Source organism: Meridianimarinicoccus aquatilis (assembly GCF_004358675.1).
Classification (GTDB): domain Bacteria; phylum Pseudomonadota; class Alphaproteobacteria; order Rhodobacterales; family Rhodobacteraceae; genus Meridianimarinicoccus; species Meridianimarinicoccus aquatilis.
On the sequence record NZ_SMZO01000003.1, the window covers coordinates 21,694 to 34,989 of the forward strand.

The following is a 13,296-nucleotide window of genomic DNA, read 5'->3' on the forward strand; positions in this document are numbered from 1 at the left end:
CGTTTAAAGTACCTTCATTTCGCGTTCTACACGGGCCCGAAAAGCGGCCCGTTTGGCGTCGTCGGCGCGGTTCATATCATACAGCGCCAGATACCTCATGCGGTCGGGGCGGCACACGTGCCACACCGCGCGCGTGACGCAGCGCCGAGGTGGGTCCCCTACCAACAGGGCACGGGTGCGCGCACCGCCATAGGTGGTCACAGCCGCCAGTTTGCGAATCTGAGTCAGGTTCGGCTTTACCTTGCCGTCTTCCAGCCGAAAGGACACGTCCGGCAGAAACACCCGATCCAGAAACCCCTTCAGGATCGCTGGATAGCCAAAGTTCCAGACCGGAAAGACCATGATCAAAGCCTCCGCGGCACGCACCCTGTCGACATAGTCCTGAACCGGCGCAGTATTTCCCGGGTCGTGGTAGCCGCGCCGTTCGGCTTCGGACAAGACCGGATTGAAACCCTCGGCGTTCAGGTCGCAATCATCCACTTCCCATCCGCGGTTTTTCAAGGTGTTCACCACGGTGTCGTGCAAAGCCGCCGAAAAGCTTTCGGGACACGGATGGGCAAAAAGAACCAGTGCCCGTGTCATAGCTCAAGCTTTCGCGCGTCCGCGCAGATCGCACCTAGCGACGGCACGCCCAACAGGCCGCGCGTCCCGAACCGGAATGCGGAAGGCTCAGGGCTTTCGGTGAACCAACTGCAACATCTCTGCCAAATCATTCACGCCCCCTCAGTCTGCGGCCTGCAGTTTTGGATAGGCATACATCCGGTCATATCCCCAGTCCGGATCATCCCACGAGATCATTTTGCCCGGGTTGAGCAGCCCCTTGGGATCGCTTTCCTTTTTGAACCGCAACTGACGATCATCCACCGTCTGCCGCCCGCCTTCTTCCAACGTATAGCGATGTGGGTTGAAGATCATCGCCCCCGCCTCTTCGTGCAGGCGGATGATTTCTTCCAGGCGTTCTTCGGTGGTAAATTTCACAAGGCTCAGCCCCGCGAACATGACTTTCCCGTTTTCCTTCAAAACCTCAAGGTGCTGCAATACCTCGGGCGAGAACATCTCGCGAAGTTTCTCAACAAGCCCCAGATGCTCGGGAAATCCATAACGGACCTGAAGGTAAGTGATGCTTGGGTCCACTTTGAGCGCGCGCAAAGTAGTGTGGTTCCAGCCATACTCAAATACTGCGCCGGGCGTCCGTTCCCACGTGCTGGAATCGGATCGATAAATCACATCGGCTTGCGGACGTCGCTGCACAAAGGTGTCGAACCCATCCATCGAATGCGGCGCCACCATAAGCCCGACCAGCGTTTTGTCCGCCGTCACATAGGGGCGCACCCGCTGGAAATAGTCGTGCGCGACCGGCGCTTCATAGACGCTGGCCAACTTGATCAGAATACCGTCCTGATTGGCCAGTTCTTCGGCAAATGTTGCAGCCCCCATGAAATCGTCAAAGGCAACAAACATCTCCACCCAGTCATAGGCTGGCGCGAGCGGCACCTCGATTTCGGTGATGATGCCATTGGTGCCATAAGCATGACTGACGCGCGCCAACTCTTCGCCGCGAAAGTTCAACACGCGCGGCTCTTCTTCCATCGTGACGACCCGCAGGCGAATGATGTTCCCAAGGTCGCGCAACGAGCCCCATGTGCAAGACCCGACACCGCCAGAACCACCTGCAATGAATCCCCCGATCGAGGCCGTCGCCCACGTGGACGAGAACATCCGCAGTTCCTGCCCGCTGTCGGCCCGGCACGCCGCGTCAAGATCCTTGAGCAAGCAGCCCGGCTCCACGATCACGCGGCCGGGTTGAATTTCCTTCACGGCATTCATGTGATGCAGATGCATGACGCACCCGCCCGCCAGCGGCATAGCCTGCCCGTAATTGCCCGTGCCTGCCCCGCGCGTGGTAACAGGCACATTGTGGGCATAGCAGGTTTTAAGCACCTCGATCACTTCGGCTTCGGACCGAGGGGATACAACAAAATCGGCAACGACATGGTCAAGCCGGTCTTTCAGAACCGGCGAGTACCAGAAGAAATCGCGCGACTTCGCTTTTATCGCGCTATCTTTTTCTTCGATATCAAGATGCGACAAGGCAGCCTTGGCTGCAGCGATATTGGGGGTCATTCGGTCCTCATCAGAGTATCCAGTTCAGCATAATCCGGCAGCGTCCGGTCGATCGCGCGCCCGTCGCGCAACACAATCCGGTTAGATTGCGGGCGGGCAAAAAACTCGGTCCAGCTGCGCGCACGGCAGATGACAAGATCGGCAGGCGCGCCAGGCACCAAGGCAGGAGCATCAAATCCGCAGGCACTTGCCGGATTTGAGGTAAACGCGGTCACCCAATCCGTTTCGCAGTGGTCCAGATGACCGATGCGGGTCGCCTCGCGCATCACTTCGATCATGTCCATGTCGCCATAGGCGTAGAACGGGTCCCGCGTGTTGTCGCTGGCAAAGCTCACATTGATGCCGCGTGCCTTGGCCTCGTGCACCAGCGTGATCCCCCGCCCGCGCGGCGTGCGCCCGGCGGTCCGGTCCTGAAGATACAGATTGCACATCGGCAGCGACACAATGTTCAGACCCGCCTTTGCGACCAGATCCAAAGTATCCAGCGCGCGCGCTTCCAGTTGTGTCGAAAGCGAGCACAAATGCCCAACGACGACGGGCGCATCAAAGCCTGTCTCCAGAACGGTTTCGGCGATGACGCGCAGCGTTTCACTGCCGGGGTCCATCGTCTCGTCCACATGGAAATCTGCGGCCAATCCGCGGTCCGCCGCCATATTGAAAAAGCCTAAAAGCCGCTCTTTCAAATCCGGCACGGGATAGGTGACCATGCCAAGTACACCGCCGGTCGCCGCCACGGTGTCGGCAATCTGCGCAAACTCACCACCCGTTTCGAACCCCTCACACGACGCCAAACTAACCGCCTGCAGGTCAATGCGGCCGGCCCATTTTTCTCGCATCTCGGCAAAGACGGGCCAGCTTCTTTCGTATTGGCCGTTCATGGAATCCAAATGCGTTCTGACCCGGCTGGTGCCGTGGGCAAATGCGCAGCGCAGGGAAAAATCCATTCGTGCCCGCACATCATCTGGCGACCAGTTCGCATGATCGGCCCGAACCGTGTTCAAGGCCCCCATGAACGTTCCGTCAGGGTTTGGGGCGCGCCCCCATATATGCCCTTTATCCAAATGGGTATGCATGTCCGTGAAACAGGGCAATACCATAGCCCCGTTCATGTCTACGGCGACGCCCTGCGCCGGGCCGATCTTGCCGTCCACAATGGACAATTCCGTCCGGATCAGATCCCCTTCCTGCCCCAAAAGGCAGGCCGGTACAGTGACATTGGACAGGGTGTAGTCGCCGCTGGGCAAGGCGCGGAAATCCATCAATTCTCTCTTTTCAATGCGCTTTCATGCCACTTGCGCAACAGCAAATGAGACAGAAGCGACAGGGCCGCGAAGATGAAAACACCCATCGCGGCGATCATGGACAGGGCGGCGAACATCCGGGCGATGTTCAGCCGGTAACCGGCCTCTTGAATACGCGCTGCAAGCCCCGCGCCGACACCGCCAGTGCCGGCCACAAGCTCGGCCACGACAGCGCCGATAAGACTCAGACCGCCCGCGATTTTCAACCCACCCAGGAAATAAGGCAGCGCCGAAGGCAGTTGCAGCATCCACAGCTTTTGCCACCGGCTAGCCCCATAGATTCTGAACAGATCACGCAGGTTGTGATCGACCGAATTCAAACCAAGCGTTGTTGAACTTAGAACAGGAAAGAAAGCCACGATCCACGCACACAGCAGCATGCCAGCCGTTTTGCTTTCCACATAGATGAAAATCAGCGGCGCGATGGAAACGACAGGCGTGACCTGCAAAATGACAGCATAGGGGTAAAGTGACAGCTCAACCATCTTGGATTGATTGAACAGAATCGCAAGCCCCGCGCCGCCAATCACCGCAAGCGCCAGCGCCATCAATGTAATACGCCCCGTCAGCAGCGCCGCATCAAACAGGATGTCCCAATCGCCGGTCAGGCTGGCCCAGACCCGGTCCGGGCCGGGCAGGATGTAGTGGGGGATTTCGTTCCAGACAACGATCCGGTCCCACAGCCACAATGTTGCCAGCAACATGACGGCTGGCAAAACCCAGCGGGCAATGCGCTCTCGCCGCATTCGGGCCTGACGGCGCGCTTCGTCTGCGTCGACCGCCCCAGCGCCCGGCATCTTTTCTGGTGCGAGTTGATCTGTCAGGCTCATGCCGCCTCCATCGCTGAATGCAGCGCGTCAGACGCGGCGCGGCAATGGGCGGCGTAATCGGCGGATGTGCGAAACTCTTCCGTCCGGGGATAGGGCGCGTCCACGGTCACTTCACGCACCACGCGGCCCGGCCGTGCGGCCATGACCACGATCCGGTCTGACAGGAACACACTTTCAAACACCGAATGGGTGACGAAAACCACCGTACAGCCAATCTTCTCTTTCAACGCCAAGAGATCGTTGTTCAGCTTGAAGCGGGTAATTTCATCCAGAGCGGCGAACGGCTCATCCATCAAAATCAGTCGCGGGCTTGTCACCATCGCCCGCGCAATCGACACGCGCATTTTCATGCCGCCCGACAACTCGCGTGGATACGATTTCTGGAATTTTTCAAGCCCCACGAGGCGCAGTGCTTCCAGCACCTCATCTTTGACGGAATTATAAGTTTTGCCGCGCAGGCGGAACGGCAAAAACACATTGTCCGCCACGGTCGCCCAAGGCATCAGCGTCGGCTCTTGAAAGACCACGCCCAAGTCACCGGCTTTTTGCCCGCTGGGCCAATCAATCTTGCCGGCGGTCGGCTGGGTCAAACCCGCCATGATCCGCAGCGCCGTGGACTTGCCGCAGCCCGACGGCCCCAGAAGCGAGATGAAATCACCCGCATTCACAGCCAGCGACATTTCATCCAGCGCCACAACGCCGCCTGCAAATGTCTTGTTGATACCCGCCAACTCCATCACGGGAGGGCGTTCGGAGAGGGGCACGAGGGGCATGTTGGCCTTTCGTCGAATTGGGTTCGGGGGCACGAGGCCCCCAACTCTTCGATGTTGCGACTGGATTAGTTCGCTGGCTTGAGATCCATCCCCAAACCTTGGTTTACGAACTCGGTGGTGTACGATGCGGCCCAGTCGATGCCGTCTTCGATCACACCCGCCGTCACCATCTTGTTATAGAAGCCTTCCACCACGTCGGGATTGATCGCGCCGATACCCATTTCAAGCGCATCGCCACTGTCGACGATCCCAACCGCAAGCATCCGTTCGATCGCGTAGTCGATCTTGTCCTGCGTCATGTCGGGGTTGGCTTCAATGATCATGGCGTTTGCAGCCGCGTTGTCACCGTACAAGTAGTTGTACCAACCCTTGATCGACCCCTCGACGAAACACTTCACCTCTTCAGGCTTCTCGGCGATTGTATCCGCCATCGTTTCGATCATGGTCGCGTAGCTTGTGAACCCCGCATCAGCGATCAAGAACACGTTGGGCGTGAACCCGCCTTCCTTGATGACCAGATACGGCTCTGACGACAAATAGCCCTGCATCCCCATCGACTCATCCGCAAGGAAGGGCGCGGGGTTGAATGTGTAAGGCTGACGCTGTTCAGCGGTGAAACCCCATTCGGAAATCATCCACTGGTAGTACGACGCATATCCGTTGTCGCCGATCAGCAACGTCAGGTCCTTAAGGTCTTCCCAAGTCTCGGCCGCACCGGGGTGCGCAAGAATGACCTGCGGGTGCTTTTGGAACGTTGCCGCAACCATGACAACGGGGATACCTTCTTTCACAGCGTTGAACGCCTGCAGCATGTCGCCGCCCATGTGATAGTCGATACGTCCAGCCAGCATCAGTGCCCGGTTGTTCACCTGTGGGCCGCCCGGCTCAATGGTAACATCAAGCCCGCACGCGGCGTATGTGCCATCGGCGACCGCCTGATAGAACCCACCGTGTTCTGCTTGTGCCACCCAGTTGGTGCCAAAACTGACAGCCGCGTTTTGCGCAGCGGCCCCACCGGCCATCGCAGCGGCTGCTGTGCCCGCCAAAAGGAAAGTCTTCATCATGTGTCTCTCCGTTTCCCTGTTTGCGGCAGTTTTTTCCTGCCCTTCATGGCTTGTAAAAGTCACGGCGGGCCTGCACCCGGAACAATTTAACCTCTCGCCCAATTATGCAGCGCCTTCATGCATCATTGTCTAATAAAAAGTCAAAAATCAGCAGAGGTGCTGCAAATAATGGCGAAACATCGGGCGAAGTGCCACATCCTTGGGATAGCAAAGCCCTCTACGCAAGCAGGAGCATGACATGACCCCCCTTGAACCAACTGGCATCGCGCCCCCGTTCGCGCGGTATTCGCATGGCGTTCTTCTGCCGCAGGGCGCGCGCCTCATTGCAACGTCTGGTCAGCTCGGCGTGGCGGCAGACGGAACAGTGCCAACCGGCGCCAAGGCGCAAGCCCAGCTTTGCTTTGCTAATCTCGACGCCATCCTTGCCGCAGCGGGGGCCGACCGGACCCATGTGGTGCGTATCAATGCCTTTGTGACCGATCGCACGCATATGGCAGACTACATGGCCGCGCGCGATGACTGGCTGGCAGATGTGACCGCCCTACCCGCCTCTACGCTGATGATCGTATCGGGGTTCACCCGCCCAGAGTTCAAAGTAGAGATCGAGCTGTTGGCCGCGCTGCCGGGCTGACACTCAGGCTCATAGCGGTTCGATCAACATCTCGCCCGACGCTCGGTTTGAATTCACCGCAGGCGCCACACGATGCCAGATCAAGGCATCCTCTGGTGCAGCCTGCATCAGTGTTGCGGCACCTTTGCCCTTTTCACCAAGCCAAAGCCCCCAATCATCGGGCTCTATTATAACGGGCATACGGTGATGGATCGCCTGCATCGGCTCATTGGCCCCGGTTGTCACGATGGCGCAACTGCGCAAGCTGTCGCCGTCTGGACCGATCCAGTCCTGCCACACACCCGCAAAGGCCAAAGGCTGCTCTCGGGCACTGCGGATATACCAAGGCAAGCGCGCCCCATCTTCGCCCTTGGTCCATTCGTAAAACCCCGTCACCGGAATAAGACACCGTCGCTCGCGGCAGGCCGCGCGAAAAGCGGGCTTCTCGGCAATGGTTTCTGCCCGCGCATTAATCAATAGCGGGCCATCAGACGGCGTCTTGTACCAGCGTGGAATGAACCCCCAACGCAGGGCGGACAGCCGCCGCCCTTCGCCTTGTGCGACCACGGCATGGATGGAATTTGTCGGACACACGTTGAAATTGGGAACCTCCGGCAAAGCGTTGTCCGGCGCGGCTGCAAAAAGCTGTGCCATTGCGTCCGCAGGGAGTGTTATCGCAAACCGGCCACACATGGCTCAAGCCTCGGGCGCGGTTGACTTTGGCCGATGCACAAGCCCAGCTTGAATGACATTGTCCCTGACGGAGTGTCCCATGCGCTGCTCACTTTCTAAATCTTCTGCCGTATCCGTTTGCGCTGTTGCCCTGCTGGCAGCTTGCGGCGGCCCTGATTTCACGCTGTCCGGCCTTGCAGGCCCTGACAACATCGCCGCGCTGGATCAGGCAGCCCAATGCAACAACACTCAAGCTCTTGCTCTGGCAGAACGGGCCGGAGGGTCGGATCAACCTTCCGAGGCGCTGTTCGGTCAGTTCGCCATAGCCGCGCTTTACACCGATGCAGGTGACACTGCCAAAGCCGACGCTGCCGTTGCGACGGCCTTCAACGACCCCGAGATGAACCCGGATGGCGGCAGCACCCTGCAAGAAATGCAAGACGGCGCTGACGCCCTTCTAGAGGCGATCCGCCAGCGCCGGATAGAAGAGACCGGCAGCGCAACCTGCTGACCGGTCCAACCTGCTTTATTCCGCCATAGAAATGCGGCCATCCGTAAACGGCTGATAAGGTGCGTTGGCCGCCATGTATTCGGCTGTGACATCGGCCAGATCCGGACCGAAGTCATAAGCGTTCATCGCATCCACAAACATGGCAAAGCCGTCACCGCCGCCGCGCACATAATTGTTCGACACCACGCCATAGACAGCCTCAGGATCAAGCGCCGCACCCGCGATCATGACGTCGCTGATCCGGCTGCCCGGCTCTGCCGCCGGGTCAACAGACAATGTCATGCCGGAGACCTGCAAGAACCGGCCTGCGACGTCTTCCAGTTGGCTTGCACCATTTTCCAACGCTTCAAGAAGGGTCGCACCGCTAACCTGAAACGTGGCCAGCGTGTTTTGGAACGGCAGCACGGTCAGCACTTCGCCCATGGTTACCTCACCCTCATCGATCGAGGCGCGCAAGCCGCCCGAGTTTGCCAACGCGACGTCGATGCCCTGATCCTTGACCCGATCAAGCATGGCATCCGCGACAAGGTTGCCCATTTCGCATTCCATCACACGGCAAACGCTCCGGTCGCCTTCAATCGGGGCCGCAGATGCCGCAACAACACGGTTGCGAATTTCTTCCAGCGGCCCGGCCAGTTCGCCAATGCGTTCCTTAACGGCACCATCTTCGGTGACGGCAGCATCCATGATCAGCGGCTCGCCCGTGGCTGACACAATCTTTCCGTCATCGTCGAAAGTCACGTTCAACTCGCCCAGAAACTTGCCATAGGCATAAGCCTGAACCACGGCCGTATCGCCGACCATCGTCGGGTACGGTCCCTTGGCGCGATCAGACGTGTTCGACAAATACGTGTTCGAATGGCCCCCGACGATCACATCAACACCGGTCGTCGCCTCGGCCACGGCCAAATCGACACCATACCCTGAATGGCTCAGCACGATAATCTTGTTGACGCCCTGCGCGGTCAACAGGTCCACTTCGCCCTGCACCGCCGCCACCGGGGCCGTGAACGTCACATTCGGGCCGGGGCTGGCCAATTCGCCTGTATTCTCTGGGGTCAGCCCGATCAGCCCGATTTTTTCGCCATCGCGTTCAATCACCGTGGATTTCATCAGCACATCGGCCAGGGCGGGTTCGCCTGACACATCGGCATTGGACATCAGCACCGGAAATTCGACAGCATCGATGAAGCCCCGCAGCACTTCAGGACCATCGTCAAATTCATGGTTGCCGACGGTCATGCCATCATAACCAAAACGGTTCATCATTTCAGCCGCGGCTTTGCCTTTGTAGTAGGTATAAAAAAGCGTGCCCTGAAACTGGTCGCCGCCATCCACCAGAATCGATGTCCCCGCCCGCGCGCGCGCCGCCTCAATCGCGGTCGACAAGCGCGCCGACCCGCCAAAACACTCGCCCGCATCGTTATCTTCGGCTGAACAGCCGCTGTCATATTTGCTGATCGGCTCAAAGCGCGCGTGAAAATCGTTTGTGTGAAGAATGGTCAGGTCAAAATCAGCCTGTGCAGCACCTGCGGCGCAGACAAGGGCAGTGGCAGCAAGAAGACGTTGCTTCATGGGGTCTCTCCTGTTGTCGGCTCAATGGGCGAGCCGTTTCGTATGGCGCAGCTTGGCATGAATTGCCGCAGACGCAAACGGTTTGCGCACCGCTTGACCGGCGCACACCTTCGCGTCAAACCGGGCGCATGCTGATCTATAAAATATTCCGTATCGAAGAATGGGCCGAACTGGATGCCGAAGGCGAGACGCTCGGCGCCCCTGTGGACCTGGCAGATGGGTTCATCCATTTTTCAACCGCCGAACAGGTCGCCGAAACAGCTGCGAAGCATTTTGCAGGTGTCGATGGGCTGTTTCTTGCCAAACTGGAGTCCGACACCTTTGGCGACGACCTGAAATGGGAACCATCGCGCGGCGGCGCCCTGTTTCCGCATCTCTACCGCGCGTTGAAGCGCCACGAGGTGATCTCGGTCGATCCCATGCTGCTTGGCCCTCACGGGCATGATCTTCCCGGTTTGCCATGAGCGTGCGGGACCGTCTTGGGCTTGCGGTGCTACATCGCCTGGACCCGGAACTGGCCCACGGGCTGGCCATTCGCGCGTTGCGGGCCGGGTTGGTACACCTGCCCGGCGAAATCACAACGCCGCGCCTGCGCACATCCATCGCAGGGATCGACCTGCCCAATCCGATCGGACTGGCCGCAGGCTTTGACAAAACCGCCGAAGCGATGGCCCCGTTGGCGCGCTCTGGTTTCGGGTTTCTCGAACTCGGGGGCGTCACGCCAAAACCGCAATCGGGCAATGAAACACCACGCCTGTTCCGCTTGACCAAAGACAAGGCTGTGATCAACCGGTTTGGGCTGAACGGCCCCGGCGCCGACGTGATGGCCACACGCCTTGCACACCGGCCCAAGACCTGCGTGATCGGGCTGAACCTGGGCGCGAACAAAGACAGCACCGACCGGTCGCATGATTATGTTGAAGTGCTCAACACCTGCGGGCCACATGTGGACTTCGTAACCGTCAACGTATCCTCGCCAAACACCGAAAACCTGCGTGATCTGCAGGGGCGCGCGGCACTTTGGGCATTGCTGACAGGGGTCATGGATGCGCGCGGGCAACTTGACCGCCGTATCCCCGTGTTCGTCAAAATCGCACCGGACCTGACCGAAGACGAAATCGGCGACATTGCCGAGGTTGCTCTGGCCAGTTCCGTGGATGGCATTGTGGCAACGAACACCACCGTTTCGCGCGCGGGTCTGAAAAGCCACCATAGGACCGAAAAAGGCGGGCTGTCGGGCGCGCCCCTGTTCGAGACCTCCACACGCGTGCTTGCAAAGGTGTCCCAAGCAACAGATGGGCGCATGCCGATCATCGGGGTTGGCGGTATCAGCAGCGGCGCAGACGCTTATGCGAAGATCCGCGCAGGCGCCAGTGCGGTGCAACTCTACTCTGCCCTGATCTATGAAGGCATGTCGCTGGTTCCGCGTATCGCAACTGAGCTTGACGCGCTGTTGGCGAAAGATGGCTTTTCATGCGTCGCCGACGCCGTCGGCACCGGGCGGGGCGACTGGCTGTAAGTCAGACGCCCGCTTGCCGCTCCAACGCGGGATAGCACGCCAGCAACGTGAGCCCCCGCGCGACAAAGCAAATGCCCAGCGCCGCCCAAAGCCCGTTATTGCCAAATGCCGGAAGCAACAGCAGAACCGCCGCCCCATAGATCGCGACGCTCAGCACCATCATGTTGCGCATATCGGCGGTGCGTGTCGCGCCAATGAACACACCGTCCAGCATCCACGACAGCGCCCCCAGCATGGGCATGATCAGCATCCAGGGCAGATATTCCTTCGCCGCCTCGCGCACATCCGGCGCCGTGGTCATGACATCGATCAACGCAGGGCCGACCAAGGCAAAGCCCAGCGACAGCGCCACACCAAGACCAAGACCCCAAGCTCCGGTCAGCAGGGCAGCGCGGCGCAGGGCCGTTCGCGCCCGCGCGCCCAATGCCTGCCCCACCAGAGATTCCGCAGCAAAGGCAAAACCATCCAGCGCATAAGCCGTGATATAAAGGAACTGAAGCAACACCTGATTGGCGGCCAGACGCGTGTCACCAAAATCTGATGACAAGAACAGGAAAGACACCATGACCCCCTGCAACAGCACTGACCGGATCATGATGTCGCCGTTGACGACCGCCATGCGGATCAACCGAACGCGATCAAAGACCTGCTCCCACGCCCGCATCGCCGGGGCGCGCAACGCGTCGCGGCAGAACCACAGACCAACCGCCAGCCCGGCCCATTCGGCCATCACTGTGGCGGCCGCGACTCCGCCGACACCCCACCCAAGGCCCAGCACAAACAGCATATCAAGCCCGATATTCAGCCCGTTCATCCAAAGCTGAATAACCAGAACCGCGCGGGTCCGCTCTTGTGCGATCAGCCACCCCGTCACACCGTAAATCGCGATGGCGGCCGGCGCAGACCAGACACGGATAGACAAATAGGTTCGGGCCAGCCCTTCCACCTGATCCGAGGCCGGCGCGACCAGAAACGCCCCGGCAAAAAGCGGCCATTGCAGCAAGATGATCCCCGCCCCGGCAACAGCCGCCACAATCAACACCCGCGACAGAAGGGCCGCGACCTCCGCGCTATCACGCGCGCCCAAAGCCTGCGCAGCCAGACCGGCGGTTCCCATGCGCAAGAAACCAAACATCCAATACAGGGCCGAGATGATCACGGCGCCAAGCCCCACCGCGCCAATCGGCGCCGCAAGACCCATCTGACCCACAACAGCCGTATCAACCGCCCCAAGGATCGGCACGGTCGCATTGGACAAAACGATCGGAAGGGCGATGTGCAAAACGCGCCGGTTGTTCAACTGCGGCGCGGCGCAGCCCACATCAACCGTCATCAGACGGCGCAGCAGGCATCACAAAATGCCCCGTCGCCTGCGCAAACAGACGGCTGCGATTGTCCTGCCAGCCTTCAACATGAACACTGGCATACCGGCGGCCCGACCGGTTCACCCGCGCCCGTGCATAAGCATCGCGCGGCAACCCTGAGCGAAGATAGTCGATGGTGAAATCCACTGTCTTGGGCATGCGCAACGCACTGGCTTGCGTCACCTGCTCTGGCGTGATCCGACCGCTTTCGACATTGGGCCAAACCTGCGTCCACGTCAGTTCGATCAGCGCGGCGACCTCCAGAAAACCGGCCGTCGCGCCCCCATGCAACGCTGGCAGAATGGGATTGCCGATCAGCATCTCGCGGTACGGCAGGATCGCCGTCAATTCGTCACCGCGCCGTTCGAACACCACGCCCAAGGTGCGGATAAACGGAACCCGCGCCACCAACGCATCCAGCGTGGCATCCCGGCGCTGTTTAACAACCTGCATCGGTTCTGGTTTGGAAGGACGGCTCATGCCAGTGTCGGCGCAGGGCCGCCTCCGGTCACTGTAAAGGCCCCGGTAGCCGTGGCAATCGGCGCGTCCGCATCGTCGTCAAAGGCGGTCGCCTGCACAAAGGCAATAGACCGCGTGACCCGGACGCAGGTTGCGCGCGCTCGCACCGCCTGCCCCGGCGTGGCACCGCGCATGTAGTCGATCCGCAAATCCAGCGTTGCAGTTCCCAGTCCTGCGTCGGGATGCGCCATGACCGCTCCGCCACACGTTGTGTCCATCAAGGCCGACACCGCACCGCCATGCACGACACCGGTCGCAGGATCGCCCACAAGGTCCGGGTGATACGGCATTGCAAGCTCCGCCCAGCCCGCGCCGATGCCGCGCAATTCAAGCCGCAGCGCCCGTGCGTAGGGCAGTTCGATGATAAAATCGCGTACCGTGGCAATCCTGTTGTCGGTCATGGGCCGAACCTTTCTGATCAATGCCCTTGTCGT

At 59.9% G+C, this 13,296-nt stretch carries 15 protein-coding genes; 4 read left to right on the top strand and 11 right to left on the bottom strand.

Features of this window, described 5'->3' with window-relative positions; translation table 11 throughout:
* Positions 1-3: 3 nt before the first annotated feature.
* The 6 genes from E2L05_RS01895 to E2L05_RS01920 form a co-directional block, all read right to left on the bottom strand.
* Positions 4-582 carry an NAD(P)H-dependent oxidoreductase gene (locus tag E2L05_RS01895; RefSeq protein WP_133341204.1) on the bottom strand — a complete coding sequence of 193 codons (579 nt, stop codon included), beginning with the start codon at positions 580-582 and terminating at the stop codon, positions 4-6.
* A 141-nt stretch (positions 583-723) separates the two neighbouring features.
* Positions 724-2,124, bottom strand: a complete 1,401-nt coding sequence (locus E2L05_RS01900; RefSeq protein ID WP_133341205.1) for an FAD-binding oxidoreductase — start codon at positions 2,122-2,124, stop codon at positions 724-726.
* Positions 2,121-3,383: a cytosine deaminase gene (locus tag E2L05_RS01905; RefSeq protein WP_133341206.1), complete on the bottom strand. Its 1,263-nt coding sequence runs from the start codon at positions 3,381-3,383 to the stop codon at positions 2,121-2,123. The genes E2L05_RS01900 and E2L05_RS01905 overlap by 4 nt, the downstream gene beginning before the upstream one ends.
* On the bottom strand, positions 3,383-4,255 hold the full coding sequence (locus E2L05_RS01910; RefSeq protein ID WP_133341207.1) for an ABC transporter permease: 873 nt from the start codon (positions 4,253-4,255) through the stop codon (positions 3,383-3,385). Before E2L05_RS01910 ends, E2L05_RS01905 begins: the two co-directional genes overlap by 1 nt.
* Positions 4,252-5,028: an ABC transporter ATP-binding protein gene (locus E2L05_RS01915; RefSeq protein ID WP_133341208.1), complete on the bottom strand. Its 777-nt coding sequence runs from the start codon at positions 5,026-5,028 to the stop codon at positions 4,252-4,254. The genes E2L05_RS01910 and E2L05_RS01915 overlap by 4 nt, the downstream gene beginning before the upstream one ends.
* Positions 5,029-5,093: 65 nt before the next feature.
* Positions 5,094-6,092: an ABC transporter substrate-binding protein gene (locus E2L05_RS01920; RefSeq protein ID WP_133341209.1), complete on the bottom strand. Its 999-nt coding sequence runs from the start codon at positions 6,090-6,092 to the stop codon at positions 5,094-5,096.
* A 238-nt stretch (positions 6,093-6,330) separates the two neighbouring features.
* Here E2L05_RS01920 and E2L05_RS01925 point away from each other — a divergent pair, with 238 nt between their 5' ends.
* Positions 6,331-6,723 carry a RidA family protein gene (locus E2L05_RS01925; protein WP_133341210.1) on the top strand — a complete coding sequence of 131 codons (393 nt, stop codon included), beginning with the start codon at positions 6,331-6,333 and terminating at the stop codon, positions 6,721-6,723.
* A gap of 9 nt (positions 6,724-6,732) precedes the next feature.
* On the opposite strand, the gene E2L05_RS01930 is transcribed toward E2L05_RS01925, so the two are convergent.
* On the bottom strand, positions 6,733-7,395 hold the full coding sequence (locus E2L05_RS01930; protein ID WP_133341211.1) for an SOS response-associated peptidase: 663 nt from the start codon (positions 7,393-7,395) through the stop codon (positions 6,733-6,735).
* Positions 7,396-7,474: 79 nt separating this feature from the next.
* Here E2L05_RS01930 and E2L05_RS01935 point away from each other — a divergent pair, with 79 nt between their 5' ends.
* Complete coding sequence (locus E2L05_RS01935; RefSeq protein WP_133341212.1) at positions 7,475-7,885, top strand: hypothetical protein; 411 nt, start codon at positions 7,475-7,477, stop codon at positions 7,883-7,885.
* 15 nt (positions 7,886-7,900) lie between these two features.
* Here E2L05_RS01935 and E2L05_RS01940 read toward each other — a convergent pair whose 3' ends face one another.
* A complete protein-coding gene (locus E2L05_RS01940) occupies positions 7,901-9,460 on the bottom strand; it encodes a bifunctional metallophosphatase/5'-nucleotidase (protein WP_133341213.1) in 1,560 nt (519 codons plus the stop codon).
* A gap of 128 nt (positions 9,461-9,588) precedes the next feature.
* Between E2L05_RS01940 and E2L05_RS01945 the strand changes: the two genes are divergently transcribed.
* Both E2L05_RS01945 and E2L05_RS01950 read left to right on the top strand, forming a co-directional pair.
* On the top strand, positions 9,589-9,924 hold the full coding sequence (locus E2L05_RS01945; protein WP_133341214.1) for a DUF952 domain-containing protein: 336 nt from the start codon (positions 9,589-9,591) through the stop codon (positions 9,922-9,924).
* The gene (locus tag E2L05_RS01950; RefSeq protein WP_133341215.1) at positions 9,921-10,979 is read left to right on the top strand and encodes a quinone-dependent dihydroorotate dehydrogenase; all 1,059 of its coding nucleotides are present in this window, start codon (positions 9,921-9,923) and stop codon (positions 10,977-10,979) included. The genes E2L05_RS01945 and E2L05_RS01950 overlap by 4 nt, the downstream gene beginning before the upstream one ends.
* A 1-nt stretch (position 10,980) precedes the next feature.
* On the opposite strand, the gene E2L05_RS01955 is transcribed toward E2L05_RS01950, so the two are convergent.
* Genes E2L05_RS01955 through E2L05_RS01965 form a run of 3 tightly spaced genes read right to left on the bottom strand, consistent with a single transcriptional unit; the run spans position 10,981 to position 13,263 of the window.
* Entirely contained in the window at positions 10,981-12,312 is a 1,332-nt protein-coding gene (locus E2L05_RS01955; protein WP_133341216.1) for an MATE family efflux transporter, read from the bottom strand.
* The gene (locus E2L05_RS01960; RefSeq protein WP_133341217.1) at positions 12,302-12,823 is read right to left on the bottom strand and encodes a PaaI family thioesterase; all 522 of its coding nucleotides are present in this window, start codon (positions 12,821-12,823) and stop codon (positions 12,302-12,304) included. The genes E2L05_RS01955 and E2L05_RS01960 overlap by 11 nt, the downstream gene beginning before the upstream one ends.
* Positions 12,820-13,263 (bottom strand): PaaI family thioesterase, encoded by a 444-nt coding sequence (locus E2L05_RS01965; RefSeq protein WP_133341218.1) that lies wholly within the window; start codon positions 13,261-13,263, stop codon positions 12,820-12,822. The genes E2L05_RS01960 and E2L05_RS01965 overlap by 4 nt, the downstream gene beginning before the upstream one ends.
* Between the last annotated feature and the right edge of the window lie 33 nt (positions 13,264-13,296).